Origin of the sequence: Streptomyces sp. NPDC057010 (assembly GCF_042673805.1) — a bacterium.
In the GTDB taxonomy this organism is placed as follows: Bacteria; Actinomycetota; Actinomycetes; order Streptomycetales; family Streptomycetaceae; genus Streptomyces.
In genome coordinates this window covers 94193-119554 of the sequence record NZ_JBHUSC010000018.1, presented here as the reverse complement: position 1 = coordinate 119554, position 25362 = coordinate 94193, and the positions used below count along the sequence as shown (strand labels likewise).

Here is a 25362-nt window from a genome sequence, read left to right as displayed (position 1 = left end):
CGCGGGTGCGGCGCCGCTGCCGGGGGCCAGCCCCCGGACCCCCGCTCCTCAAACGCCGGAGGGGCTGGACGTGCCCCCGGCGGTGTTGGGGTTGACCCGGTGGTTCGTTCGGGCGTAAACCGGAGCAACTCAGGCGCGGCGTGCGGAGGGGGGCGGGCCGGCATGGCAGGGTGCGGGCAGGCAGGGCCGGGGTGATTGTCACCTGGTCCGACCATCGTCCCGTCCGGCGAGCAGCGAAGGTCTTCCATGCGACTGCGCAAAGCCCTTGCCCTCACCGCCGTACTCGTAGCCACCACCGCCCCCACCGCGGCCGCGGACATCGGCACCGGCGGCGGCGCCCGCCCCGCCCCCGCCCTGCCGTCCCGCGCGCAGGCCACCTGCGGGGACGGGAAGAGCACCGCCTTCCCCATCGGGGCCCGCATCCGCGGCGGCCCGGCCGTGTACCGCACCGGCGGCGGGCCCCAGACCTGGTACCTGGACCTGACGAACACCACCAACTCCACCTGCACCGCCATCCACCCCGTCGTCGTCCTCACCGACAAGGCCCGCGCCCTGCGCCCCGCCCACCTGCGGATGGAGTTCGACTCCCCGAGCGGCACCCTCCCCGTCAGCCTGGAGCGGACCGACCGCGACGAGATCATCGCCGTCTTCGACGGCGGCGACGCCTTCCCCGGCTTCACCGTCGCCCCCGGCGGCTCGCTGACCGTCAAGGTGGGCCTCGCCTTCGCGCCCGACGCCCCCACCGGCGAGGTCGTCGCCGACGCCGCCCTCGTTCAGCGCAAGGGCGACGACGGCGACTGGATCGGCGAGGCCGGCGGCTACCGCTTCTCCGTCGAGGGCCCCGAGGACTCCGGCGAGGCCGGCTCCCTCGCGCACACCGGCCCCCGCGAGTGGACGTACGGCGCCGGCGCCGCGGCCGCCCTCGCCACCGGCTGCGGACTCCTGCTGGGGGCCCGGCGGTTGCGCCGACCCGCCCCCTGATCCCGTACGCGCACACGCGCAGCGGCCCGTACACGCGGCCCGCATAGAGTCCCCCCGTGGAAGAACAGAACCGGCACCACCGCCCGGGCTCGCCCGTCCGCTCGGGCATCCCCGAGCACGGCCGCATCCCCAAGTACTACGCCGTCAAGGCCCGCATCGCCGAACTCCTCGACGAGCTCGGCGAGGGCGGCACGCTCCCCACCGAGCGCGACCTCGCCGAGCGCTACGAGGTCTCCCGTGAGACCGTCCGCCAGGCCCTGCGCGAGCTGCTGCTCGAAGGCCGGCTGCGCCGCTCCGGCCGCGGGACCGTCGTGGCCGGCCCGAAGCTGGAGCAGCCCCTCTCCCTCGCCAGCTACACGGAAGGCGTACGGCGCCAGGGCCGCAGGCCCGGCCGGAACCTCATCGGCCTGGAGCAGTTCCCCTGCCCGCCCGACCTCGCGACGGGCATCGGCGCCGAGCCCGGCGAGCCCGTCTGGCACCTGGAGCGCGTCCTGCTGGCCGACGACGAGCGCGTCGGGCTGGAGAGCACCTACATCCGGGTGGCCCGTGCCCCGCGCCTCGACGTCGATTTCCGGCCGGACTCCTCCTTCTACGGATACCTCCGCGACAGCCTCGGCATCTCCTTCGGCGACGCCGACGAAAAGCTGGAGACGGTCCTCGCGACCCCCCGCGAAGCCCTGCTGATCGGCACCCCGCCCGCGCTCCCCATGCTGCTCATCCACCGCTTCTCGCGGGACCAGGACGGCCGGCCCCTGGAGCGGGTGCGTTCGCTCTACCGTGGTGACCGGTTCAGCTTCACGACCCACCTGCGGCCCGGATAGCCCCGAGCCAATCAGCCCAGACCTGCCGTAAAGGGGCGTACTCATGTCACAGAAACATAACGGGTCTAGTCCAAGTGTCGGGGGCTGTTCACCGGCCCGTTGCCGGACGGCTCCTCGCGGGTCACGGGCCGCCCACACCGTGGACGGCGTGAGAGTCATAGTCGTAGGCGGCGGCGTGGTCGGCACCATGCACGCCTGGCAAGCAGTCGAACGCGGCCACGAGGTCGTCCAGATCGAGCGAGAGGCGGAGGCCCGCGGCGCGTCACTGCGCAATTTCGGCCAGATCTGGGTCAGCGGACGGGCCGGTGGCGAGGAGCTCGACACCGCCCTGCGGGCCCGCGAGCTCTGGGAGCGCATCGGCGCGGAGGTGCCCGGCCTGGGCTTCCGCGCCATCGGCTCCCTCACCCCCGTCCGCAACGCCCGCGAGTACGCCGTCGCCGAGGCCGCCGCGGCCCGCCCCGACGCCGCCGCCCGCGGCTACGAACTGGTCACCGCCGCCGAGGCCCGGGAGATCAACCCGGCCCTGCGCGGCGCCTTCGAGGCCGCCCTGTGGTGCGAGCGCGACGCGGCCGTCGAGCCGCGCACCGCACAGCTCCACCTCCGCGAGGCGCTCCGGGCGACCGGCCGCTACACCTTCCTCCCCGGCCGCGAAGTCCGCGAGGTCGTCGGGAACGGCGCCGTCCGCGACGACCACGGCGACGTCCACCGCGGCGACGCCGTCGTCCTCGCCACCGGCGCCTGGCTGTCCGGCCTGGTCCGCGAACTGGTCCCCGACCTGCCCGTGCGCCGCGTACGGCTCCAGATGATGCAGACCGCCCCCCTGGGCGAGCCGCTCACCACCTCGGTCGCCGACGCCGACAGCTTCCGCTACTACCCCGCCTACCGGTCCGCCGCCCTCGACGAGCTCAACGCCGGGCAGGCGCAGGCCCCGATCGCCGCCGAGCACAGGATGCAGCTGCTCATGGTCCAGCGCAGGGACGGCGGGCTGACCATCGGCGACACCCACGAGTACGAGCACCCCTTCGCGTTCGACACCCTCGAGGACCCCTACGAGCACCTCACCGAGGTGGTCGAGTCCTTCCTGGGCCGCCCCCTGCCGAAGATCCGGCACCGCTGGGCGGGCGTGTACGCGCAGTGCACCGACACCACCCGCGTCGTCCACCGCCAGCAGGTCGCCGACGGCGTCTGGCTGGTGACCGGACCCGGCGGGCGCGGCATGACCTGCTCGCCCGCCATAGCCGAGACCACCGCGAACGAACTGGGCTGGTAAGCACCATGACCGACACTCAGCACAACCTGATCGTCCTCGACATGGCCGGCACCACCGTCGCCGACGGCGGCCTCGTCGAGCGCGCCTTCGAGCGCGCCGCCGAGCACCTCGGCGTCGAACCGGGCACCCCCGACCACGCGGAGAAGCTCCGCTACGTCCGCGACACCATGGGCGAGTCGAAGATCTCCGTCTTCCGCCACCTCTTCGGTACGGAGGAACTCGCCCGGCGCGCCAACTCCGCCTTCGAGGAGGCGTACGGGAACCTCGTCGACGGCGGGCTCATCGCGCCGGTCCCCGGCGCCCGCGCCACCATCGAGGAGCTCCGCGCCGACGGCCGCACCGTCGTCCTGACCACCGGCTTCGCCCGCGTCACCCAGGACGCCATCCTCGACGCCCTCGGCTGGCAGGACCTCGCCGACCTCACCCTCTGCCCCGCCGACGCGGGCGGCCGCGGCCGGCCCTACCCGGACATGGTCCTGGCCGCCTTCCTGCGCACCGGCGCCGTGGCCGACGTACGCGACCTCGTCGTCGCCGGCGACACGGCCTACGACATGCTCAGCGGCCGCCGCGCCGGCGCCGGCATCGTGGCGGGCGTCCTCACCGGCGCCCACGACCGCCCGGCGCTGACCGAGCACGGAGCGACCCACGTCCTCGGCTCCATCGCCGAACTCCCGCAGCTGCTGGCGGGGCCGGCGTGAGCGGCATCCGGTTCGACGGGGTGTCCGTCGCCTACGGCGGCAACACCGTCCTGGACTCCCTCGACCTGACCGTCGAACCCGGCGAGGTGATGGCCCTGCTCGGCCCCTCCGGCTCGGGCAAGACCACGGCGCTGCGCGCGGTCGCCGGCTTCGTACGGCCCGCCGCGGGCCGGGTGCTGATCGGCGGCCGGGACGTCACCGCGCTCCCGCCGCACAAACGCGGCATCGGCATGGTGGTCCAGCAGTACGCGCTCTTCCCGCACATGCGGGTCGAGGAGAACGTGGCCTTCGGCCTCAAGGCGCAGAAGGCCCCGAAGGCCGAGATCCCCGGCCGGGTAGCCGAGGCGCTGGAGCTGACGGGCATGGCGGCCTACGCGCGGCGCTACCCCCGCGAGCTGTCGGGCGGCCAGCAGCAGCGGGTCGCCATCGCCCGCGCGCTCGCCATCCGCCCCGGCGTGCTCCTGCTGGACGAGCCCCTCTCGGCCCTCGACGCGCAGCTGCGCTCCGGGATGCTCGCGGAACTGGCCCGTCTGCACCGCGAACTACCCGACGTGTCCATCCTGTACGTCACGCACGACCAGGTCGAGGCCCTCACCCTGGCCGACCGGATCACGGTCATGGACAAGGCCCGCCTCCAGGACTGCGGGACCCCGCAGGAGCTGTACCGGGCCCCGCGCACCGAGTTCACGGCCTCGTTCGTCGGCAACGCGAACCTGCTGCCGGTGACGGTGTCCGAGGCCGGGGCGGTCTTCGCGGGCCGCCCGCTGACCCTCGACCGCGGCCGCGCGGTGCCGGGCTCCACGGCCACCCTGTGCGTACGGCCGCACCTGCTCGGCCTCGGGGCCGGACCCAACGCCCTCTCCGGCACGATCGCCGAGGTCCAGTGGCGCGGCTCCACCCACCGCCTGTACGTCGACGTGGACGGTCACCGCGTCAAGGCGGACCTCCCGGAGCTCCGGGAGACCCCGGCCCTCGGCGAGCGGGTCACGCTGCACTTCGAACCCCGGGACGCCGTGCTGCTCGCCGCAGGGGTGACGGATGCCTGACACCACTCGCCGAGCCGCCCCGGTGCCGCCGCCGGCGGGGCTGGAGAGTCCGGCCCGCCGGGAAGGCGCTGCCCCGACGGGGACCACCGGAGCCGGCAGCACCCCGCAGGGGACCGGTGCCACCCCGCGAGGGTCCCGCGTGCCGCGCGGTGTGTGGGCGCTGCCTCCCCTGGCCGTGCTCGGACTCGTGTTCCTCTACCCCCTCGGGCTGGTGGTCCAGCAGTCGTTCAGCCCCGAGAACGGGGGCGGCGCCTTCGGCGCGTACGCCTCCGTCTTCGCCTCGCACGGGTTCCGCGAGGCCCTCGGGACCACCGTCTGGCTCGCCGTCGGCGCCACCGCCGGCTGCCTGCTCCTCGGCTTCGGGCTCGCCCTCGTCATCGCCTTCGTGCCCTTCCCCGGCGCCAAGGCCGTCGCGAAGTTCATCGACGTCTTCCTCTCCTTCCCCTCCTTCCTCATCACCCTCGCCCTCCTCTTCGTCTACGGCACCGTCGGCATGGCCAACGGCCTCGTCACCGGCCTGACCGGCGCCGCCGAGGGCCCCTTCCACTTCCTCACCACCCCCTGGGGCGTCCTCCTCGCGGAGATCACCTACTTCACGCCCTTCGTGATGCGCCCCCTGCTCGCCGCCTTCTCCCAACTGGACACCGCCCAGCTGGAGGTGGCCGCAGGCCTCGGCGCCCGCCCCGCCCGGATCATCCGGAAGGTGATCCTCCCCGAAGCGCTCCCGGCCCTCGCCGCCGGCGGCAGCCTCGTCCTCGTCATGTGCCTCAACGAGTTCGGGATCGTCCTGTTCACCGGGGCCAAGGACGTCACGACCCTCCCGATGCTCGTCTACGGCAAGGCGATCCTCGAATCCGACTACGCGGCCGCCTGTGTGGTCGCCGTCGTCAACATCGCGATCTCCGTCGGCCTGTTCGGCCTCTACCGGGTGGTGGGTAAGCGTGCTGGTGCATAGCCGGACCGGCCGCTGGGCGGCCTGGGCCCTCTTCGGCGCCCTGTTCCTCCCCCTCTTCGCGCTGCCGCTGCTCGTCGTGGTCGCGGCCTCCTTCGCCACCCACTGGTCCGGCGCCTTCCCCTCCGGCCCGACCACCGCGAACTACGCCTCCGCCGTCCAGGGCGAATCCCTCCGGGCCCTGACCACCAGCCTGGTCACCGCCGTCGTCGCCGGCCTGCTCGCCCTCATCGTCGGCACCTGGGCCGCCCTGGCCGCCGCCGCCCTCGGCAAGCGCGGGAAGCGGTCCCTGGACGCGCTGTTCATGCTGCCCGTCGCCGTGCCGTCCGTCGTCGTCGGCCTCGCCGTCCTGGTCGCCTTCAGCAAGCCCCCGCTCCTGCTCAACGGCACCGGCTCCATCGTCATCCTGGCGCACACGGTTCTTGTCACGGCGTTCGCCTACCAGTCGGTTTCGGCCGCGATACTCCGTCTCGACCCCGCGTACGAGCAGGCGGCGGCCTCCCTGGGCGCCCGCCCCGCGTACGTGCTGTGGCGGGTCAAGCTTCCCCTCCTGCTGCCGTCCCTCACCGCGGCCGCCGGGCTCTGCTTCGCGCTGTCCATGGGCGAGCTGAGCGCCACGATGATGCTCTACCCGCCGGACTGGATGCCCCTGCCGGTCCGCATCTTCACCGCCACCGACCGCGGTTCGCTCTTCAGCGGCTCCGCCGTCGCCGTGGTCCTGATGGCCGCCACCCTGCTGGTGCTCCTGGCCGTCTCCCGCATCCGCACCAAAGCCGCGTACCGCTGAACCGCGACCCCACCTGCGTACCCCCGCTGACTCCCTTTTCCCGTAAGGAAGTTCCATGCCCAGCAAGAGACTCCTCCGCGCCACCGCCGCCGTCACCGGCAGCCTCGCCCTCGCCGCCTCCCTCACCGCCTGCGGCGGCTCCGCCTCCTCCGCCGACTCCAAGGGCGGCGAGAAGGTCGTCACCGTCTACAGCGCCGACGGACTCAAGAGCGACAAGGGCGACGGCTGGTACGACAAGGTCTTCGCCGAGTTCACCAAGAAGACCGGCATCGAGGTCAAGTACGTCGAGGGCGGCTCGGGCGAGATGGTGCAGCGCGCCGTCCGCGAGAAGACCAACACCCAGGCCGACGTACTGATCACCCTGCCGCCCTTCATCCAGCAGGCCGACGGCAAGGGCCTCCTCCAGCCCTACAAGCCCCAGGGCTCCGACAAGGTCAACGGCGCGGACAAGGCCGCCGACGGCAAGTGGACCTCGGTCGTCAACAACTACTTCGGCTTCGTCTACAACAAGAAGGAGCTCGCCGAGGCCCCCAAGACCTGGGAGGAGCTGCTGGACGCCAAGTACAAGGGCAAGCTCCAGTACTCCACCCCGGGCGTCGCGGGCGACGGCACCGCCGTCCTCGTCAAGTCGATGCACGACTTCGGCGGCAAGGAGCCCGCGCTGGAGTACCTGAAGAAGCTCCAGGCCAACAACGTCGGCCCCTCCTCCTCCACCAGCAAGCTCGCGCCCAAGACCGACAAGGGCGAGCTGCTCGTGGCCAACGGCGACGTCCAGATGAACTTCGCGCAGTCCAAGTCCATGCCGAACCTGGGCATCTGGTTCCCGGCCAGGGACGGCGGCAAGCCGACCACCTTCGCCCTGCCCTACGCGGCCGGCCTGGTCGACAAGGCCCCCCACACCGAGAACGGCAGGAAGCTCCTCGACTTCATGCTCGGCGAGGAGGCCCAGAAGCTGGTCAGCGAGGTCGGCGGCGGCTTCCCGGCGCGCACCGACGTCAAGCCCACCGACGCCAACGCCGTCGAACTCACCAGGCTCATGACCGGTGTCGAGGTCTTCGAGCCGGACTGGGCCGACATCGACAAGAACCTCGCCGCCTACGTCGACGCGTGGAAGTCGGCGACCGGAAGCTGACTGGTTGCCTCCTGGTCACCCACGACCGGGAGAGTGACGCTTGCATAACGGGTCTGGACCGAAAGCCGCACCCTCGGTCCGGACCCGGCGCATGTCCTCAGCGCCATCCCGACGTGACTCCCGGAGGAGTTCGTGCCCACTGCTGTCCCCACCGGACGCACCCTCGCCGTGGCCACCGCCGCCACCGCCCTGCTCGCCACCGCCCTCGGCGCGCACACCGCCACCGCCGAAGAGGCCGCCGCCCCGACCGACAAGGTCCTCGTCATCGGCATCGACGGCACCGTCCTCGACCGCGTCAAGGCCGCCGACGCGCCGAACCTGCAGGGCCTCATGGCCCAGGGGCTCACCGCCCGCAGCACCCTCTACGCGAACCCGATGGCCGCCACCTCCTCGGGCCCCGGCTGGTCCACCATCGCCACCGGCGTCTGGCCCGACAAGCACGGCGTGAAGGACAACTCCTTCACCGGCAAGAACTACGCCGCCTACCCGGACTTCCTCACCCGCATCGAGAACGCCAAGCCGGCGCTCAACACCTACGCGGCCGCCGACTGGGAGCCCATCACCTCCACCGACCAGAACGGCCCGATCTTCTCCGCCAAGGTCGACAAGCGCCTCTCCCTCAAGGGCGACCGCGACGGCTACGGCAACGAGGACCCGAAGATCGCCGCCGCGGCCTCCGCCGAACTCCGCGACCAGAACCCCGACGCGGCCTTCGTCTACCTCGGCCAGGTCGACTCCGCCGGACACTCCTACGGCGCCGCGAGCCGGCAGTACCTCGACGCCATCGGCCGCGTCGACACCATGGTCGGCCAGCTCCTCACGGCCGTGCAGAGCCGCCCGACCTACGCCCAGGAGAACTGGAGGATCCTGGTCACCACCGACCACGGCCACACCGACGCCGGCGGCCACGGCGGCTCCACCATCCAGGAGCGCGGCACCTTCGTCATCGCCAAGGGCGCGGGCATTCCCGCCGGTTCCGTACGGGACGACGTACGCCTGGTCGACGTGGCGGCGACCGCGCTCCAGCAGGTCGGGGTCCCCACGACCGGGCTGGACGGCGTCCCGCTGAACGCCCCCGACAGCGACCCCTTCGACACCCTGCGCCCGAACCTCCAGGCCCGCGTGGACGAGACGGGCATCCCGGCCGGGGTGAAGGGCTTCACGCACACCCCACCCGCCGGCTGGTCCGTGGACAACTCCAGGATGGGCACGGGCGGCGTCGCCGAGTGGGCCGGATGGGCCTTCGCCACCGACGAGTTCTGGAGCCAGACGCAGCGCGACCAGTGGCGCGAGCTGAACGTCCGCTCCCGTGACGTCTTCGCCGTCGCCGACTCCGACGAGTGGGACGACAAGAGCCACACCGGCACGTTCGACTCCATCCTGATCACCCCCAAGTGGGCGGTCACCGGCGGTACCACGCGCACCCTGACCTACCGGACGCACTACCGCCAGGAGGCTCCGCAGACCGCCCAGGTCCTGGTCTCCTACAACGGCGGCACGCCGACCGTGGTGAAGTCCTACACCGCGGACGCCGTCGCCAAGGCCGAGTCCCTCCCGCTGCAGATCCCGGCGGGCGCCACCGACGTCCAGATCCGCTTCCGCTACACCGGCAGCAACAACTGGTACTGGACCGTCGACGACGTCCAGCTGGGCTAGCACGTCCGGGCCGTGGACGCCCACGCCGTCCACGGCCCGCTCCCGCTAGGGTGGTGGTACAGACCACAGATCGCAGGTCAGAGGCCCCCAGACTGGAGAGAAGTCCGTGGCAGAGCGCAAGCCGATCGAATCCTGGCTCACCGACATGGACGGGGTCCTGATCCACGAGGGCACCCCGATCCCCGGCGCCGATACCTTCATCAAGCGGCTGCGCGAATCAGGCAAGCCCTTCCTGGTGCTGACCAACAACTCCATCTACACCCCCCGCGACCTCCAGGCCCGCCTCAGCCGCATGGGCCTCGACGTCCCCGTCGAGAACATCTGGACCTCCGCGCTCGCCACCGCCAAGTTCCTCGACGACCAGCGCCCCGGCGGCACCGCGTACGTCATCGGCGAGGCCGGCCTGACCACCGCCCTGCACGACATCGGCTACGTCCTGACCGACCACGAGCCCGACTACGTGGTCCTCGGCGAGACCCGCACCTACAGCTTCGAGGCCATGACCAAGGCGGTCCGCCTGATCAACGCGGGCGCCCGCTTCATCTGCACCAACCCCGACGAGACCGGCCCCTCCACCGAGGGCCCGCTCCCGGCCACCGGCGCGGTCGCCGCGCTGATCACGAAGGCGACCGGCAAGAAGCCGTACTTCGCCGGCAAGCCCAACCCGCTGATGATGCGGACCGGCCTGAACGCGATCGGCGCGCACTCCGAGACCAGCGCGATGATCGGCGACCGGATGGACACCGACGTGCTCGCGGGCCTGGAGGCGGGCATGCAGACCTTCCTCGTCCTCACCGGTCTGACCTCGGTCGCGGACACCGAGAAGTTCCCGTACCGGCCCACCAGGACCGTCGACTCGATCGCCGACCTGGTCGACCTCGTGTAACGCGTACGGCTGACACGTACGGCGCCGCTCCGGATGCGGGGCGGCACGGCGCGCGTGAATCTCCTTGTTGAGGAGGTTCACCATGCGCAGCGTTCTGATCGCACTCCGTGTCACCGGGGTGGCCGTCGCCCTGACGGCGCTGACCGCCGTGACCGCGCCCGCCGCGCTCGCGGGCGAGGACGACCGATGGGGGAGCGGAGGCGATCACGGCAGCATCTCGGTCGATCCGGACCCGGCCCACCCGGGGGCGCAGGTCAAGCTGCGCGTCCAGGGCTGTGACGGCACGCGGGGTGCGGCCAAGTCCTCCGTCTTCGTGACGGAAGTCGACCTGTACGGCCGCGACGGCGGCCGCAGCCCGCTGTACGGCGACGCGACGATCAGCTCGCACGCCCAGCCGGGCCGGCACTCCATCCGGGTGACCTGCGACGGGCACGACAAGGTCAGCGGCAGCATCGAGATCGGCCAGTACCGCCCGACCCACCACGCCTCGCCGGTCTGGCCGGTCCACGCGGGCGGCGGCGGCATGTCCGCCGAGGTCGAGGAGACCTCCCGGCTGGCCGCGGCGGCCAAGAAGAACCACGGGGGCGACGGCCCGGGCCTGCCGCACACCGTGATCGGCGCCGTGCTGGCCGCCGCCGCCACCCTCGCCGTCGCGGGCCGGGCCCTGACCCTGCGCCGCCGCCGCAACGGTGAGTGAGGGCAAGACCTCCGGCAGCGGCCGGCTGCTGACCTTCGCCGCCTGGTCGGTGCTGGTGCTCGGCCTGTGGCTCTGGGGCCGCCAGCTCACCGGGGTACCGGCCCCGCTCACCGGGCAGGGCGGCGGGGCGGCGGTGGTCCCGGGCCTGCCCGCCGCGCACGCGCCCCTCGCCGCGGCCCTGCCCCAGCGCGTCGACGTGCCCTCCATAGGCATCCAGGCCCCGGTGATCCCCCGGGGCCTGGACGCCGACGGGGCGATCGAACCGCCCCCGTACGACAGCCCGGGCACCGTGGGCTGGTGGGGCGCCGGCACCCGGCCCGGCGCCGCCGGGGCCGCGCTGATGGTCGGGCACGTGGACACCAAGTCGAAGCCGGCGGTGTTCTACGGGCTGAGCTCGGCGCGTCCGGGTGACAAGGTGCGGGTGGTGGGCGCGGACGGCTCGGTCGCCGAGTTCACCATCGAGGACGTACGGGTCTACGAGCGCGCGGGCTTCGACCCGCACAAGGCGTACGGCCAGCGGGTCAGGGGGCGGGCCGAACTGAGGCTGGTGACCTGCGGGGGCTCCTACGACAAGGCTGCGAAGGAGTACACGGCGAACGTGGTGGTCTCCGCCTATCTGACGGGCACGGGAGTCCGCCGGGGGACATCGGTGTAGCCCGCCGTTCGGAGGAAGTCCGGCGACAACGAGGAAGCCCCTCGCAGCTTTCGCTGCGAGGGGCTTCCTCCGTCTGTGCGCCGCCAGGGACTCGAACCCCGGACCCGCTGATTAAGAGTCAGCTGCTCTAACCAACTGAGCTAGCGGCGCTTGCTGACAGGGAAAACTCTACCCCACCTCCGCGGGTGCTCGTGACCAGCCACGCCCGCCTTGTCCGATTAACCCATGTTTGAGGGGTTTATCGTGCACGATATGTCTGGCCGCGCAACATCTGACGCCCCGCCAGGTGTGGTCGTGGCCGACCAGTGGACGAGCAGGGGAGTGGACGGAACCGCATGACGATGCAGCCGCCGACGCACGTGCAGATGCCGATGCCCGTTTTCGAGGAGTACGAGCCCGCGGGCGACTGCGTGTGCCGCGGGTGCGCCCAGCGCCGCCGCTCCCTCGCCCGCGCGCGGGCCATACCGCTCCGGGACGGCGGCCACCCCGCCGCGCGCGGGGCCCGCCGGGCGCTGGTGCTGGCCACCGCCGCCGGGGTGGTCCTGGGCGGTGGCGGCGGCACCGCGGCGGCGATGACGGCCCCGGTCCCCGGCGGGGCGGCCCCGGTGCCGGGCGGCGGCCCGGCGGCCCTGGACGACCCCGGCTCCCCGCAGGGCGGCCGCGGCCCGCTGCACGGGCCGACGAAGGGCCCGGTCGGCAAGCCGGGGGCGCCGGCCGGCGTGAAGCGGATCGACCGGACGACGATCATCAACCGGGCAAAGCTGTGGCTGGACGCGAAGGTCCCGTACAGCATGTCCGAGTACTGGACGGACGGCTACCGGCAGGACTGCTCGGGCTACGTCTCCATGGCCTGGAACCTCGGGACGAACGAGTGGACCGGCAGCCTGGACAAGTTCGCCACCAAGATCACCAAGGCGGAGCTGCTGCCGGGGGACATGCTGCTCTTCCACAACCCGGCGGATCCGAACAACGGCTCGCACGTCGTCCTCTTCGGCGGCTGGGTCGACGAGACGCAGACGCACTACATCGCCTACGAGCAGACGCGGCCCACGACGCGGAAGCTGGCCACGCCCTTCGGCTACTGGAGCAACGGGACCAAGTACGTCCCGTACCGCTTCAACGGGGTCACGGGCGGGATCGTGCCCGAGGACCCGGCGCCGGGGGGCCCGAAGCCGGGGGAGCCGACGGCGCCGGCCGCGTTCCCGGGCGCCGCGAAGTTCGCCCCGGGGCAGACCAACGACTCCGTCGCGCAGCTGGGCCGGATGCTGATCGAGCGCGGCGCGTACCGGTTCTACCCGAAGGGGGTGGCCGACCGGACGTGGAGCGAGCACGACCGGCTGGCCACCCAGGCCTTCCAGGCCGCGCAGGGCTGGACGGGCGCGGACGCCGACGGCGTCCCGGGCGCGCACACCTGGCGGCTGCTGGTGGAACGGCAGGGCAACGACATCCCGCCGACGGTGGAGGGCGCGCCGGGTCCGGCCGGCGTACGGGCCTACCCCGGGGCCGGGGTGTTCCGCCCGGGCCGGTCGCACGAGGCCATCGCCGCGCTGGGGCGCCAGCTGGTGAAGAAGGGCTTCGGCAAGTACTACACGTCCGGTCCGGGCCCCCGCTGGGGCGAGTCCGACCGCCGCAACGTCGAGGCCTTCCAGCGCGCACAGGGCTGGCGCGGGGCCGCGGCCGACGGCTACCCGGGCCCGGAAACGTGGCGACGGCTCTTCGCATGACGGAGGTAACGATGCACCCCACCTACACCACCTCGACCACGGGCACCCTCCGGGTACCACCCGCCACACCGGCCTTCCCGCCGCCGCCCGCCGGAGCGACCCCCACGCCGCCGCCATCCGTCCCACCCCCCACCCACCCGTCTCCGACCCCGGCACCCGAGCCACTACGCGCCGCCCAGGCTCCCGCGCCACTGCCCACCCACCCGGCTCCGGCGTCCGGGTTCGGGCCACTGCGCGCCGCCCCGGGCCCCGCGCCGGCTCCCGCCGACCCGGCTCCGGCGTCCGGGTTCGGGCCGCTGCGCGCCGCCCCGGGCCCCGTGCCGGCTCCCGCCGACTCGGCTCCGGCCCCGGCCCCCGGGCCGCTGCGCGCCGCCCAGGCTCCCGTGCCGCCGCCCACCCACGCGGCTCCGGCCCCGGTATCCGAGCCGCTGCGCGCCGCGCCGGCTCCCGCCTCGGCGGCCTTCGGCCCCCGGCGCGACCCGTGGCCCCCCGTGCTGGCTCCGGACCGTGCGGCGGAGCCGCCTGGGGGCCCGGCACCGGCCGCCGCGGCCCCCGCTCCGGCTTCGGACCAGGCGGCGGAGCCGCCCGTTGCCCCCGCCCCGGTGCCCTTCGCGCCGCCGCGCGCCCCCTGGGCTCCCGCCCAGGCGGGGGTCGAGCCCCGGCCGCCCGTCCCGGCCCCGGACCGGGCGGCGGAGTCGCTCGGCGCCCCGGGCCCGGCCGTGACGGGGTTCGCGTCGCCGCGGGCGCAGGCGGCTTCCGCTCCGGCGGGGGCCGGCTCCGGGTCCGCGCATGCGCACCCGGTGGATCCCCGGACGCCTGCCGGGCCGGGCCGTTTCCGCGGGGTGGGTGCGCCCCGCGAGCCGGGCACTTCCGGCGCGGCGGACGAGACCTCGACCGGCTGGGCCACCGCGCCGACCGCCCTCCTGGAGGTGCCCCCGGCCCGGGCACGGGCCGAGTCCGAGCCCGTGCAGCCGTACGCGGAGATCCCGCACCCGCAGGGGGAGGAGCAGGCGGTCCCCGCCCCCGTGGACACCCTGCGCCTGCGGACCGCCGACGAGGAGTCCGCGATCCCGCACCCGCAGGACCCCGAGCCCGCCGGGCCGGCGCCCGCCCCCGAGCCCTGGCCGGACCTGGAACTCGACCGAGAGCCGGATCCCGAGCCCGACCTCGACCTCGAACCCGACCTCGCCCTCCCCGACCCCGAAGCCCCGCACCCCGGCGTGCCCGGCCCCGGCGTGGCCGAGCTCGTCGCCCGGGCCGTGGCCCGCGGGCTGGAGCCACGGCAAGGGACGGCGGCCGATGCCCCGGACGTCCCGCGCGGCCCCCACCGCGGCACCGCCGTCACCGAGGTCCCGGTGCACCTGCCCTTCCGCGGCGCGGCGAAGCCCCCCGCGTCCCCCGCCCCCGCCGAGCCGGCGGCCCGCACCGCGCCGGCCGGCCCCCGCCCGGCCCCCGGCCGCCGCGTCCCCCCGGGCGACGAGCGGCTCCGGGAGCACCGCGGACCGGTCCTGCCCGGCTGGATCGGCGTCGGCATCGGCGGCCTCGCCCTCGCCGGCTGCGCGGCCGTCCTCTGGCGGGCCGGCGCCGTCCCGGCCACGATCGTGGCCGCCTTCGGCGGGACCCCCCGCGCCTACCACGGCCTGCGCGCCACCCACTGGCCCCCGCTCGCCTTCCTCGGCATCGTGGCCCTGCTCGCACTCGGCGGCCTCGGCCGCGCCCGTTCCGGCCACGCCTGGGTGCTCACCCTCTTCGGCCGCTACCGCGGCACGGTCCGCCGTACCGGCCTGACCTGGGTCAGCCCCCTCCTGCTGCGCCGCAGGGTCGACGTACGCCTGCGGCACTGGCGCAGCGAACCCATGCCCGCCGTGGACTCCGGCGGTCTGGCCCTCCAGGTCGTGGTCCAGGTCGTCTGGCAGGTCAAGGACACCGCCCGGGCCACCCTCGCCGTCGCGGACCACGTGGACTACCTCGCCGAACAGGTCGAATCGGCCATGGCCCGCGTCCTGTCCCAGCTCCCCGCCGACGCCTTCCACGAGGACGCCCCGACCCTGCGCGACGCCGAGGCCGTCGGCGACGCGCTGACCCGGATGGTTGCGGCGGAGACGGAGGCCGTCGGGATCGAGGTGTTCTCGGCCCAGCCGACCCGGATCGAGTACGCGGCCGAGGTCGCCGAGGCCATGCGCCGCCGCCGGGTCGCGGCGATCGACGCCAAGCACCGGGACACCGTGCTGAGCTCGGTCGTCGACGCCGTCGACGACACCGTCCACCGGCTGACCTCGCGCGGGCTCGTCGAGCTCGACGACTACGAGCGCAAGGCCCTCGTGAAGGACCTCACGGTCGCCTTCTACACGGGACGGGCCGAGTAGCGCCGGACGGCGCGGGGCGGTCGGACGCGGCAGCAGCAGGGGAACGGGTGGCCGGAACGCACCGGACCACCCGTTCCCCCTTTGGTATGGACACGGACAACTCCCGTCAATAATCTGGGACTTGGTCTAGACCTGAATGACAGTGCGCGCACTCTCCCCGAACTCCCCCCACGTTCAAGGAGCATCATGCGTAGCCTCCGCATGCCCGGACGAGCCGGCGCCGCCCTGCTCGGTCTCGGCCTGATCGCCGGCATATCCGTCCTCAGCGCCCCCACCGCGAGCGGCCACGGATACACCGACACCCCCATCAGCCGCCAGAAGCTCTGCGCCAACAAGACCGTCGCCAACTGCGGCGCCATCCAGTGGGAGCCGCAGAGCGTGGAGGGCCTCAAGGGCTTCCCGGCGGCCGGCCCCGCCGACGGCAGGATCTGTTCCGCCGGGCTGCCGCAGTTCGCAGAGCTCGACGACCCGCGCGGCGGCGCCTGGCCCACCACCAAGGTGACCAGCGGCCAGAGCTACAGCTTCCGGTGGCAGTTCACCGCCAACCACTCCACCACCGACTTCAAGTACTACGTCACGAAGAACGGCTGGACCGGCACCAAGGCCCTCACGCGGGCCGACCTCGACCCCCAGCCCTTCCTCACCGTCGCCTACAACGGCGCCCGCCCCGCCATGACCACTGTCCACCAGGGCGCCATGCCGAGCGGGAAGTTCGGCCGTCACATGATCCTGGCCGTCTGGACGATCAACGACACGGGCAACGCCTTCTACGCCTGCTCCGACGTTCAATTCTGACGCAACGTCAGATACCCTCCGGCGGCATGCGGAGGACGACTGCACCCGAAACCGTCGCGCAGCTCATAGCGCGCCAATGGGGCGACCACCGGCCCGGGCTGATGTACGGGGACGACGCCGAACGGCACGTCCTCACCCACCACCGGACCGCCCAGGAGGCCGCCGCGCGCGCCGCGCTCCTCGTCGACCTCATGCCGCCGGGGGCCGAACCCCACCTCGGGGTGCTCCTGGACAACACTCCCGAGTTCCCCTTCTGGCTCGGCGCGGCGGCCCTCGCGGGGGCCGCCGTGGCCGGGATCAACCCCACCCGGCGCGGCCCGGAGCTGGCGCGCGACATCCTGCACACCGACTGCCGTCTGCTGATCACCGAGCGCGCCCACCTGCCGCTGCTGCGCGGCCTCGACCTGCCGGGTGTACGGATCCTGGTGACCGGCACCGAGGAGTACGAGGCCCTCCTCGCCCCCTACGCCGCCGCCAAGCCGGGCGAGGCGGCGCTGGCCGCCCCCCTCCCGGCCTCCCGTCTCCTCCTCTACTTCACCTCCGGCTCCACCGGCGCCCCCAAGGCCGCCGTCTGCACCCAGGGCCGGCTGGCGGCGGCCGGCTCCGCGCTGGCGCGCCGGTTCTCCGTCTCCCCGGAGGACGTCCACTACGTCTGCATGCCGCTCTTCCACGGCAACGCCGTCATCGCGGACTGGCTCCCGGCCCTGGCCGGCGGAGCCGCGGTGGCGCTGCGGAGGCGATTTTCGGCCTCCGGGTTCCTGGGCGACGTACGGGCGTACGGGGCGACGTACTTCACGTACGTCGGGCGGGCCGTCCAGTACCTCCTGGCCACGCCGCCGCGCCCGGACGACCGCGAGCACACCCTCCGGCTCGGCTTCGGCACCGAGGCCGGGGCGGTGGACGCGGCCCGCTTCACCGAGCGGTTCGGGGTCCGGCTGGTGGAGGGCTACGGGGCCACCGAGGGCGGCGCCTCGGTCCAGCGCACCCCGGACACCCCGCCGGGCGCCCTGGGCCGGGCGGGCGCGGGGGACGACCTGGCGGTGATCGACCCGGAGACGGGCGCGGAATGCCCGGCCGCGGTGCTCGACGCGGACGGCCGGCTGCTGAACGGCTCCGAGGCCATCGGCGAACTCGTCAACCGGGGCCGCAGCCTCTTCGAGGGCTACTGGCGCAACCCCGACGCGGAGGCCGCCCGCACCAGGGACGGCTGGTACTGGACCGGCGACCTCTTCTTCCGCGACGCGGCGGGCTTCCTCTACTTCGCGGGCCGCACGGACGACCGGCTCCGGGTCGACAGCGAGAACCTCGCCGCCGCGGTGATCGAGAACATCCTGGCCCGCTGGCCGGAGGCGGCCGCCGTCGCCGTCTACGCGGTCCCGGACGAGGTGTCGGGCGACCAGGTGATGGCGGCGGTGGCCCTCCGAGAGGGGGCGGTCTTCTCCGCGACGGCCTTCGAGACGTTCCTGGCCTCCCAGCCCGACCTGGGCACGAAGATGCCCCCGCGCTACGTCCGCATCGTCCCGGCGATGCCGACCACGGCGACGAACAAGGTCCACCGCGTGGCCCTGCGCCGCGAGGCCTTCCTCTGCGAGGACCCGATCTGGCACCGCACCCCGTCCGGCGCCTACCGCCGCCTGGACGCGGCCGCCCTGTCGGAGCTGCTCGCCGCCTACGGGTCCCACGGCCGGTCGGACCTCTTGCCCCGCCCCCGGGGGTAATGGTTTTGAGCACCCCCGAGGACCAGGTAGTATTTTCTCTGTCAGCAGGCGCCGCTAGCTCAGTTGGTTAGAGCAGCTGACTCTTAATCAGCGGGTCCGGGGTTCGAGTCCCTGGCGGCGCACCTGTCCTTCGGGCGGTTTCCGGTTCACCGGGAACCGCCCGAAGTGTTTTCCGGGCCACACGGGCCATACGGGCCGCGCGGGCCGCACGCCGCCGCCCCTAGAGCGTGAGCGACAGCAGCAGCGGCGCGGCCTTCCGGTTCAGCGTGTCGGCCGCGGCCCGCAGCCGGTGCGCGTGCTCGACCGGCATCGACAGGGCCAGGCACCCCACCGAGGCCCCGGCCGTGATCGGGACGGCCGCGCACACCGTGCCCACGGCGTACTCCTGGAGGTCCAGCACGGGCACGGTGGCCGGCTGGGCGTCCAGCTTGGAGAACAGGATCCGCTCGTTCACGATCGTCTTCGACGTGAGGCGCGCGATCTTGTGACGGGACAGGTGGTCACGCCGCCCGTTCTGGTCGAGCTGGGTCAGCAGGCACTTGCCGACCGCGCTCGCGTGCGCCGCGGAGCGGAAGTCCACCCACTCGTGCACCTTGGGTGTGCGCGGGCTGTCCGCGAACTGCGTGATCCGGACCTCCCCGTCCACGTACCGGCTGATGTAGACGGCCGCGCCCACGGTGTCCCGCAGCCGGTCCAGGGTCTCCTGGAGCTTGTCGGTCAGGGCTTGCTGCCGGTCGACGCCGGAGCCGAGCAGGACGAGGGAATCCCCTATGGCGTAGGCGCCGTCGGACACCTGCAGGACATATCCCTCCCGGCGCAGCATGAGCAGCATCGGGGCGAGATGGACTGCGGGCAGGCCGGTCTCACGCGCGATCTGCACGTCGGTCACACCACCGGTGTGCCGTGCGATCGTTTCGAGTACGCGTAGTGCGTACTGCACCGAGTGGAACGGCGCGGTCGGCTCGGGCTTCAGCGCCACGGTTTCCCCCTAGGGCCTGTTGTGAAAATGCTGGTCACAGCCATTCGTTGATGGCTGCGACCAGCACGGTCGCTTCGTAGCGGACGGCGAGTTTGTCGTACCTGGTGGCGACGGCACGGTGGCGCTTGAGGCGGTTGATCCCGCACTCGACCGCGTGCCGCTGCTTGTAGTCGTCCCGGTCGAACTTCGGCGGACGGCCACCGCGCGAACCACGCCCCAGCCGGTTGCGGACCCGGTCCGCCGGGACTGGGATCGTGGCCTTGATTCCGCGTCTGCGCAGGTAGGAGCGGTTGGCGCGGGAGTCGTAGGCCTTGTCGGCCCGCACCCGGTCCGGCCGCTTGCGCGGCCTGCCAAGCCCGAGCCGGGGCACTCGAATCGCCTCCAGGACCGGCTCGAACTGCGGAGAGTCGCCCCGCTGCCCGGCGGTGATCACCACCGACAAGGGCTTCTGCCCTTGCTCGACGGCGAGGTGGATTTTGCTGGTCAGGCCGCCTCGTGACCGTCCGAGGCCGTGGTCGACCGGCTCGACGAAGACGCCGCCGGGCGGCTCCTTTTGGAGATCCCCCTTTTCGCCGCCCCGGCGGCGTGCTGGTGGGCACGGCAGACGGTGGAGTCGACGTTGACCTCCCAGGTGATCAGGCCCTGGGCGTCGGCCTCGGCCTGGAGCCGGGTGAGGATCCGGGCCCAGGTTCCGTCCCGCTGCCAGCGCCGGAACAGGTCGTAGACCCGGTCCCACGGCCCGTAGCGCTCGGGCACGTCACGCCACGGAGCACCGGTCCGGGTCCGCCACCGTATGCCGTCTATCAGCTGGCGTCGCGTCCACACCTGCGGCCGGCCCGGCTTGATGCCCCGCGGCAGCAGCGGCTCAAGCCGGGCCCACTGGCCGTTCGTCAGATCTCCACGTCCCACGAGACGTGATCATCAACGAACAAGATCCACTTTCGCAACAGACCCTAGCAGGTTGTTACCGCTTGCCCTACCACGATAGCCATCAAGAGGCCCATGTGGAGCGCCTGTTGAGGAGATTGATGGCTCAATCACGTCACTCTGCCTGGACCTACTCCGCTGGCATATGCCAAGGTCACGCGCGCTGTCCCGGAGTGCCGGGAATGCCCGGGCCCCGCCCACGGTTCGAAGTCTTCGTACGGACGGGAACCGAGACGGGAGCGACGATGAGTGACACCGGGGACGGGCATCGGCAGGAGAGCGCAGACGGGATCCGCGGCACCGCGAGGGGCCGGGCACCCGTGCCGCTCTCGGTCCTGGACCTCGTCACCGTGGGCGCCGGCAGCACGGCCCACGCCTCCCTGCGCACCAGCGTGGACATAGCCCGGCTCGCCGAGTCCCGCGGCTACCACCGGCACTGGGTCGCCGAGCACCACTCCATGCCCGGGGTCGCCAGCTCCTCCCCGGCCGTGATCCTCGCGCACCTCGCCGCGCACACCTCCCGCATCCGGCTGGGCTCGGGCGGGGTCATGCTGCCCAACCACGCCCCGCTCGCCATCGCCGAGCAGTTCGGCACCCTGGAGGCGCTCGCCCCGGGGCGGATCGACCTCGGGCTCGGCCGGGCCCCCGGCACCGACGGGCGCACGGCGGCCGCGCTGCGCGGGCCCGGGCGGCTGGACGAGGCCGCGGATGCGTTCCCCCGCCAGCTCGCGGAGCTGACCCGCTTCCTCGACGACGACTTCCCCGACGGGCACCCGTACGCGCGCGTGCACGCCGTACCCGGTCCGGTCCAGGGGCCCGCCGGGCGGCCGCCGCTGTGGCTGCTCGGCTCCTCCGGCTTCAGCGCCCGCCTCGCCGGCGAGCTCGGCCTGCCCTTCGCCTACGCCCACCACTTCTCGGCGGCCGGCACCCTGCCCGCGCTCGACCTCTACCGGCAGAGCTTCCGCCCCTCGGCCGTCCTGGACGCCCCGTACGCCCTCATCGGGGTCTCGGCGCTCGCCGCGGACACCGACGTGCAGGCCCGCGCCCAGGTGCTCACCGGCGCGCTCTCGATGCTGCGGCTGCGCAGCGGCCGCCCCGGGCTGGTCCCGACCCCGGAGGAGGCGGCGGCGTACGCCTTCTCCCCGCTGGAGCGGGAGTTCGTCGACAGCTGGCTCGCGAACATCGTCCACGGCACCGCCGACGAGGTGCGCACGGGCCTCGACGACCTCGCCAAGCGGACGGGCGCGGACGAGCTGATGCTGACCGCCAACGCCCACAGCGGCGCGGCCCGGTTGCACTCCTACGCTCTCGTCGCAGATGCGTACGGCCTGCCGGTAGAGGCCCCCGCGGCCGGTTGACCGTACGCGAACGGGGTTCGGCTGGTTTGTTGCCGAAACCTTGCCGCGGGATGGCTTAGGACACCCTTAAACCGCTCGTCACCCGGGGTGGCGGGCGGTTTTTGATGTGCGCTCAGGTCTCTGACGAGGGTGTTTGTGCCGAGAGTGGTCTAGTCCTTCTTTGGTCCAAACCATTGACTGGGGGCCACGGTGATCGCTATCACTTCTCCCACCCGGACTTCTTGCTCTCCCCTCCCACCCCACCGGAGGCAGTTCATGCACATCCGTAAACCCCTCATCGCGGCGGCCGCCACCGCCGCGCTTGCAGTCGGGGCGCTCGCCTCCGTCGCGGGGCTCGGCACCGCCCAGGCCGCGGACGCCTCGGCGACCGCCGCGGCCGGCGGCGTCCGCATCGCCTACTACGACCAGTGGAGCGTGTACGGAAACGCCTTCTATCCCAAGCACCTCGACACGCGCGGCATAGCGGGCAAGCTCGACGTCATCAATTACTCGTTCGGCAACATCCACCCCACCAACCTCACCTGTTTCGAGGCGAACAAGGCGGCGGGCGACGACAACAACCCCAACGCCGGTGACGGCGCGGGCGACTCGTACGCCGACTACCAGAAGTCGTTCAGCGCGGCCGACAGCGTCAGCGGGGTCGCCGACAAGTGGGACCAGCCGATCGTCGGCGTCTTCAACCAGTTCAAGCAGCTCAAGGCCAAGTACCCGCACCTGAAGATCAACATCTCGCTGGGCGGCTGGACCTACTCGAAGTACTTCAGCGACGCGGCGAAGACCGACGCCTCCCGCAAGAAGCTCGTGTCCTCCTGCATCGACCAGTACATCAAGGGCAACCTGCCGGTCGAGGGCGGATACGGCGGCGCGGGCAGCGCGGCCGGCATCTTCGACGGCATCGACATCGACTGGGAGTACCCGGGCTCGGCCGGCGGCCACCTCGGCAACCACTACGCCCCCGAGGACAAGCAGAACTTCACGCTCCTGCTCAAGGAGTTCCGCGAGCAGCTCGACGCCTACGGCCAGGCCAACGGCGGCAAGAAGTACCTGCTGACCTCGGCGCTCCCGGCCGGCCAGGACAAGATCAAGTACATCGAGACGGACAAGATCGGCGCGTACCTCGACTACGCGAACATCATGACGTACGACATGCACGGCGCCTGGGACGGCGACGGGCCGACGTACCACCAGTCCCCGCTCCAGCCCTCGGCGGCCGACCCGACCGACCCGATAGCGCCGGGCACCGAGAAGTACAGCATCAAGAACGCGATCGACTCCTGGATCGACGGCAACGCGGCCTACGGGATCGCCGGCAAGTTCCCCGCCAACAAGCTGACCCTGGGCTACGAGTTCTACTACCGCGGCTGGAAGGGCGTTCCGGCGGGCACCGCGGGCGGACTCGCCCAGACCGCCACCGGCGCCTCGAACGCCCGGCCCACCAGCCAGCAGGCCGGCATCGCGATGTACAAGGAGCTCGGCGGGATCGTCGACAACCCGGCGACGACCTTCTGGGACGACCAGGCCAAGGCCTCGTACTTCTACAAGGACGGCGAGTTCTTCACCGGCCTGAACCAGAAGTCCGTCCAGGCCCGCGTCGACTACGGCAAGCAGCGCGGCCTGGCCGGCGCGATGATGTACTCCCTGCTCGGCCTGGACGCCAACACCACGCTGCTCAACCAGATCTCGGACGCCCTCGGCGGGGCCACGCAGCCGCCGGTCACCACGCCTCCGACGACCACTCCGCCGACCACGACGCCCCCGACCACCACGCCGCCGACGACCCAGCCGCCCACCGGCTGCGGTTCGACCCCGGCGTACGTCGCGGGCACGGTCTACACGGCCGGCAACGAGGTCTCCCACAACGGGCACAAGTGGAAGGCCCAGTGGTGGACGCAGAACGAGACGCCGGGGACCACCGGTGAATGGGGTGTCTGGAAGGACCTCGGCGCCTGCTGATCTCCCCCCACCCCGCGCCGAGCGCCGGCCGCCCCCGGACCTCTCCTCAGAGGCCGGGGGCGGCCGTGTCAGACGAGGGGGTGTGGGGCGGGGCCGTCCTGTCCGGCGGCGGCGGCCTCGGCCGCCGTGATCTGGCGGGCGATCATGCGGGCGATCGCGTCCGGGGCCACCGCGCGGGAGTACAGCCAGCCCTGGCCCGTGTCACAGCCGACGCGGCGCAGCCGGGCCGCCTGGCCGGCGGTCTCCACGCACTCCGCCGTCACCGTCAGCCCCAGCCGGTGCGCGAGCTGGACCAGCGCCTCGACGATGGTCTCGTCCGCCGGATTCGGGTGCGTGCCCTCCTCGTAGCGGAAGCCGCGGACGAAGGAGCCGTCGAGCTTCAGCACCGAGACCGGCAGCCGGCTGAGGTAGGCGAGGTTCGAGTACCCGGTGCCGAAGTCGTCGATCGCGATCCGCACGCCCATGTCGCTCAGTGCCTGGAGGGCCTGGAGCGGCCGGCCCGCCGAGCCCATCACGGCCGACTCGGTCAGCTCCAGCTGGAGCAGCTGCGGCGCCAGCCCCGTCTCGGCCAGGATCTCCGCGACATCGCCCACCAGGTCCGAGTCCCACACCTGCCGCACCGCGACGTTGACGGACACGAAGACCGGGGAGTCGCTGGGCTGCTCGATCTGCCAGCGCCGCGCCTGCCGGCAGGCCGTGCGCAGCACCCACTGCCCCAACTGGACGATGGAGCCGTCCTCTTCGGCGATCCCGATGAACCGATTCGGCGTCAACGTGCCGAACTGCGGGTGGTTCCAGCGCACCAGCGCCTCGACCCCGCGCACCGCGCCGCTCTCCAGGTCCACCAGCGGCTGGTACTCCAGCTCGAACTCCCCGCGGTCCACGGCCGGCCGCAGCGAGGAGGAGAGCGCCTGCCGGGTCATGCGGTGGGCGTTGCGCTCGGGGTCGAAGAGGGTCCAGCGCGCCTTGCCGTCGGCCTTGGCCCAGTACAGGGTCGTGTCGGCGGCCTGCATCAGGCAGGTCGCGGAGGTCCCCGCCACGGCCCGCTCCACCACGCCGATCGAGGCGGAGACCGACAGCCGCTGCCCGGCCAGGTCGAACGGCTCCTGTACGGCGGCCAGGACGCTCCGCGCCAGGTCCGCGAGCTGCTCGGTGCCGGTGGAGTCCTCGACGAGCAGGGCGAACTCGTCGCCGCCGAGCCGTGCCACCAGGTGCCCGCCCGTGCGCCCGTATCCGGACTGGTCGGCGCAGTGGGTCAGCCGGGCCGCGACCGCGGCCAGCAGCCGGTCGCCGACCCGGTGGCCGAGGGTGTCGTTGACCGCCTTGAACCCGTCGAGGTCCAGGTAGCACAGCCCGATCCGGCCGGTGCCTCCGCCGTGTTCGTACGAGGACGCCTCCAGGGCGGCGGAGAGCCGCTCGAAGAACAGCGCCCGGTTGGGCAGCCGGGTCACCGGGTCGTGCATCTGGAGGTGGCGCAGCCGCGCCTGGAGGTCGCGCCGGTCGCTGATGTCGGCGACGGACAGCAGGACTTCGCCGGTTCCGGGCACCGGCCCGAGCGTCACCTCCGTCCACAGCGAATGCCCGTCGGGGTGTTTGAGGCGCCGGGTGCAGCGCAGCCGGGCCTGGCGTCCGCGCAGCACTTCCTGGTACGCGGCCCAGGTCCGGGCCTCCGCGGCCAGGTCCACCAGGTCGGCGGCGCACCGGTGGACCAGTGCGTGCGGCTCGGCGCCCAGCAGTCCGGCGAACGCCTGGTTGGCGGCGACGACATAGCCGTCGCGGTCGACGACGGCCATGGCGAGGTGGGCCGCGTTGAAGGCGGCTTTGTAGTCGCGCAGATCGGATTCGGCGCGCGACAGTGCTGCCGCTGCCGACACTGCAGTGTGACGCTCCGTAATGGCCGATCGGATGCTGTCGGCCGCCGAACCGGTTCCCTCTGAGGTTCCGCTCACCGTTGGCTCCCG

At 72.9% G+C, this 25362-nt stretch carries 21 protein-coding genes and 2 tRNA genes; 19 read left to right on the top strand and 4 right to left on the bottom strand.

The genetic code is table 11. From position 1 onward, the window contains the following. The first annotated feature begins 246 nt into the window (after window positions 1-246). The 12 genes from ACFTXQ_RS18010 (at window position 247) to ACFTXQ_RS17955 (ending at window position 11581) form a co-directional block, all read left to right on the top strand. Window positions 247-981, top strand: a complete 735-nt coding sequence (locus ACFTXQ_RS18010) for a hypothetical protein (protein WP_382641798.1) — start codon at window positions 247-249, stop codon at window positions 979-981. Between the two features lie 56 nt (window positions 982-1037). Then, window positions 1038-1802: a GntR family transcriptional regulator gene (locus ACFTXQ_RS18005; RefSeq protein ID WP_382641796.1), complete on the top strand. Its 765-nt coding sequence runs from the start codon at window positions 1038-1040 to the stop codon at window positions 1800-1802. Between the two features lie 148 nt (window positions 1803-1950). Next, the gene (locus tag ACFTXQ_RS18000; RefSeq protein WP_382641794.1) at window positions 1951-3072 is read left to right on the top strand and encodes a TIGR03364 family FAD-dependent oxidoreductase; all 1122 of its coding nucleotides are present in this window, start codon (window positions 1951-1953) and stop codon (window positions 3070-3072) included. Window positions 3073-3077: 5 nt separating this feature from the next. After that, entirely contained in the window at window positions 3078-3770 is a 693-nt protein-coding gene (locus tag ACFTXQ_RS17995) for a phosphonatase-like hydrolase (protein ID WP_382641792.1), read from the top strand. Further along, on the top strand, window positions 3767-4816 hold the full coding sequence (locus ACFTXQ_RS17990; protein WP_382641790.1) for an ABC transporter ATP-binding protein: 1050 nt from the start codon (window positions 3767-3769) through the stop codon (window positions 4814-4816). Before ACFTXQ_RS17995 ends, ACFTXQ_RS17990 begins: the two co-directional genes overlap by 4 nt. Then, complete coding sequence (locus ACFTXQ_RS17985; RefSeq protein ID WP_382641789.1) at window positions 4809-5771, top strand: 2-aminoethylphosphonate ABC transporter permease subunit; 963 nt, start codon at window positions 4809-4811, stop codon at window positions 5769-5771. Before ACFTXQ_RS17990 ends, ACFTXQ_RS17985 begins: the two co-directional genes overlap by 8 nt. Beyond that, window positions 5758-6555 (top strand): ABC transporter permease, encoded by a 798-nt coding sequence (locus tag ACFTXQ_RS17980; RefSeq protein WP_382641787.1) that lies wholly within the window; start codon window positions 5758-5760, stop codon window positions 6553-6555. Before ACFTXQ_RS17985 ends, ACFTXQ_RS17980 begins: the two co-directional genes overlap by 14 nt. A 55-nt stretch (window positions 6556-6610) precedes the next feature. Further along, the gene (locus tag ACFTXQ_RS17975; protein WP_382641784.1) at window positions 6611-7687 is read left to right on the top strand and encodes a 2-aminoethylphosphonate ABC transporter substrate-binding protein; all 1077 of its coding nucleotides are present in this window, start codon (window positions 6611-6613) and stop codon (window positions 7685-7687) included. 132 nt (window positions 7688-7819) lie between these two features. Beyond that, the gene (locus tag ACFTXQ_RS17970) at window positions 7820-9343 is read left to right on the top strand and encodes an alkaline phosphatase family protein (protein ID WP_382641782.1); all 1524 of its coding nucleotides are present in this window, start codon (window positions 7820-7822) and stop codon (window positions 9341-9343) included. A 106-nt stretch (window positions 9344-9449) separates the two neighbouring features. After that, entirely contained in the window at window positions 9450-10229 is a 780-nt protein-coding gene (locus tag ACFTXQ_RS17965; protein WP_382641780.1) for an HAD-IIA family hydrolase, read from the top strand. 82 nt (window positions 10230-10311) lie between these two features. Then, complete coding sequence (locus tag ACFTXQ_RS17960; RefSeq protein ID WP_382641778.1) at window positions 10312-10926, top strand: hypothetical protein; 615 nt, start codon at window positions 10312-10314, stop codon at window positions 10924-10926. Beyond that, complete coding sequence (locus ACFTXQ_RS17955; RefSeq protein ID WP_382641776.1) at window positions 10919-11581, top strand: class F sortase; 663 nt, start codon at window positions 10919-10921, stop codon at window positions 11579-11581. Before ACFTXQ_RS17960 ends, ACFTXQ_RS17955 begins: the two co-directional genes overlap by 8 nt. 76 nt (window positions 11582-11657) lie before the next feature. Here the strand turns inward: ACFTXQ_RS17955 and ACFTXQ_RS17950 are convergent. Continuing rightward, a tRNA-Lys gene (locus ACFTXQ_RS17950) sits at window positions 11658-11731 on the bottom strand. A 215-nt stretch (window positions 11732-11946) separates the two neighbouring features. On the opposite strand from ACFTXQ_RS17950, the gene ACFTXQ_RS17945 reads away from it, so the two are divergent. The 5 genes from ACFTXQ_RS17945 (at window position 11947) to ACFTXQ_RS17925 (ending at window position 18306) form a co-directional block, all read left to right on the top strand. Continuing rightward, entirely contained in the window at window positions 11947-13305 is a 1359-nt protein-coding gene (locus ACFTXQ_RS17945; RefSeq protein ID WP_382641808.1) for a peptidoglycan-binding protein, read from the top strand. Then, window positions 13302-15671, top strand: a complete 2370-nt coding sequence (locus tag ACFTXQ_RS17940) for an SPFH domain-containing protein (RefSeq protein WP_382641774.1) — start codon at window positions 13302-13304, stop codon at window positions 15669-15671. Before ACFTXQ_RS17945 ends, ACFTXQ_RS17940 begins: the two co-directional genes overlap by 4 nt. Before the next feature lie 201 nt (window positions 15672-15872). Continuing rightward, entirely contained in the window at window positions 15873-16466 is a 594-nt protein-coding gene (locus tag ACFTXQ_RS17935; RefSeq protein WP_382641806.1) for a lytic polysaccharide monooxygenase, read from the top strand. Between the two features lie 26 nt (window positions 16467-16492). Beyond that, entirely contained in the window at window positions 16493-18184 is a 1692-nt protein-coding gene (locus ACFTXQ_RS17930; protein ID WP_382641772.1) for an AMP-binding protein, read from the top strand. Window positions 18185-18232: 48 nt separating this feature from the next. Then, window positions 18233-18306, top strand: a tRNA-Lys gene (locus tag ACFTXQ_RS17925). A gap of 98 nt (window positions 18307-18404) precedes the next feature. On the opposite strand, the gene ACFTXQ_RS17920 is transcribed toward ACFTXQ_RS17925, so the two are convergent. Further along, window positions 18405-19163, bottom strand: coding sequence for an IclR family transcriptional regulator (locus tag ACFTXQ_RS17920; protein ID WP_382641770.1), 759 nt, complete (start codon window positions 19161-19163; stop codon window positions 18405-18407). Window positions 19164-19197: 34 nt separating this feature from the next. Next, a protein-coding gene (locus ACFTXQ_RS17915; protein WP_382641769.1) for an IS5 family transposase occupies window positions 19198-20072 on the bottom strand; the annotation gives its coding sequence in 2 pieces (ribosomal slippage) (window positions 19198-19682 and window positions 19682-20072; 876 coding nt in all). A gap of 263 nt (window positions 20073-20335) precedes the next feature. Here ACFTXQ_RS17915 and ACFTXQ_RS17910 point away from each other — a divergent pair. Continuing rightward, entirely contained in the window at window positions 20336-21448 is a 1113-nt protein-coding gene (locus ACFTXQ_RS17910; protein WP_382641767.1) for an LLM class flavin-dependent oxidoreductase, read from the top strand. A 255-nt stretch (window positions 21449-21703) separates the two neighbouring features. Then, complete coding sequence (locus ACFTXQ_RS17905) at window positions 21704-23401, top strand: glycosyl hydrolase family 18 protein (protein ID WP_382641765.1); 1698 nt, start codon at window positions 21704-21706, stop codon at window positions 23399-23401. A 68-nt stretch (window positions 23402-23469) separates the two neighbouring features. On the opposite strand, the gene ACFTXQ_RS17900 is transcribed toward ACFTXQ_RS17905, so the two are convergent. Next, window positions 23470-25350: a putative bifunctional diguanylate cyclase/phosphodiesterase gene (locus ACFTXQ_RS17900; RefSeq protein ID WP_382641763.1), complete on the bottom strand. Its 1881-nt coding sequence runs from the start codon at window positions 25348-25350 to the stop codon at window positions 23470-23472. Between the last annotated feature and the right edge of the window lie 12 nt (window positions 25351-25362).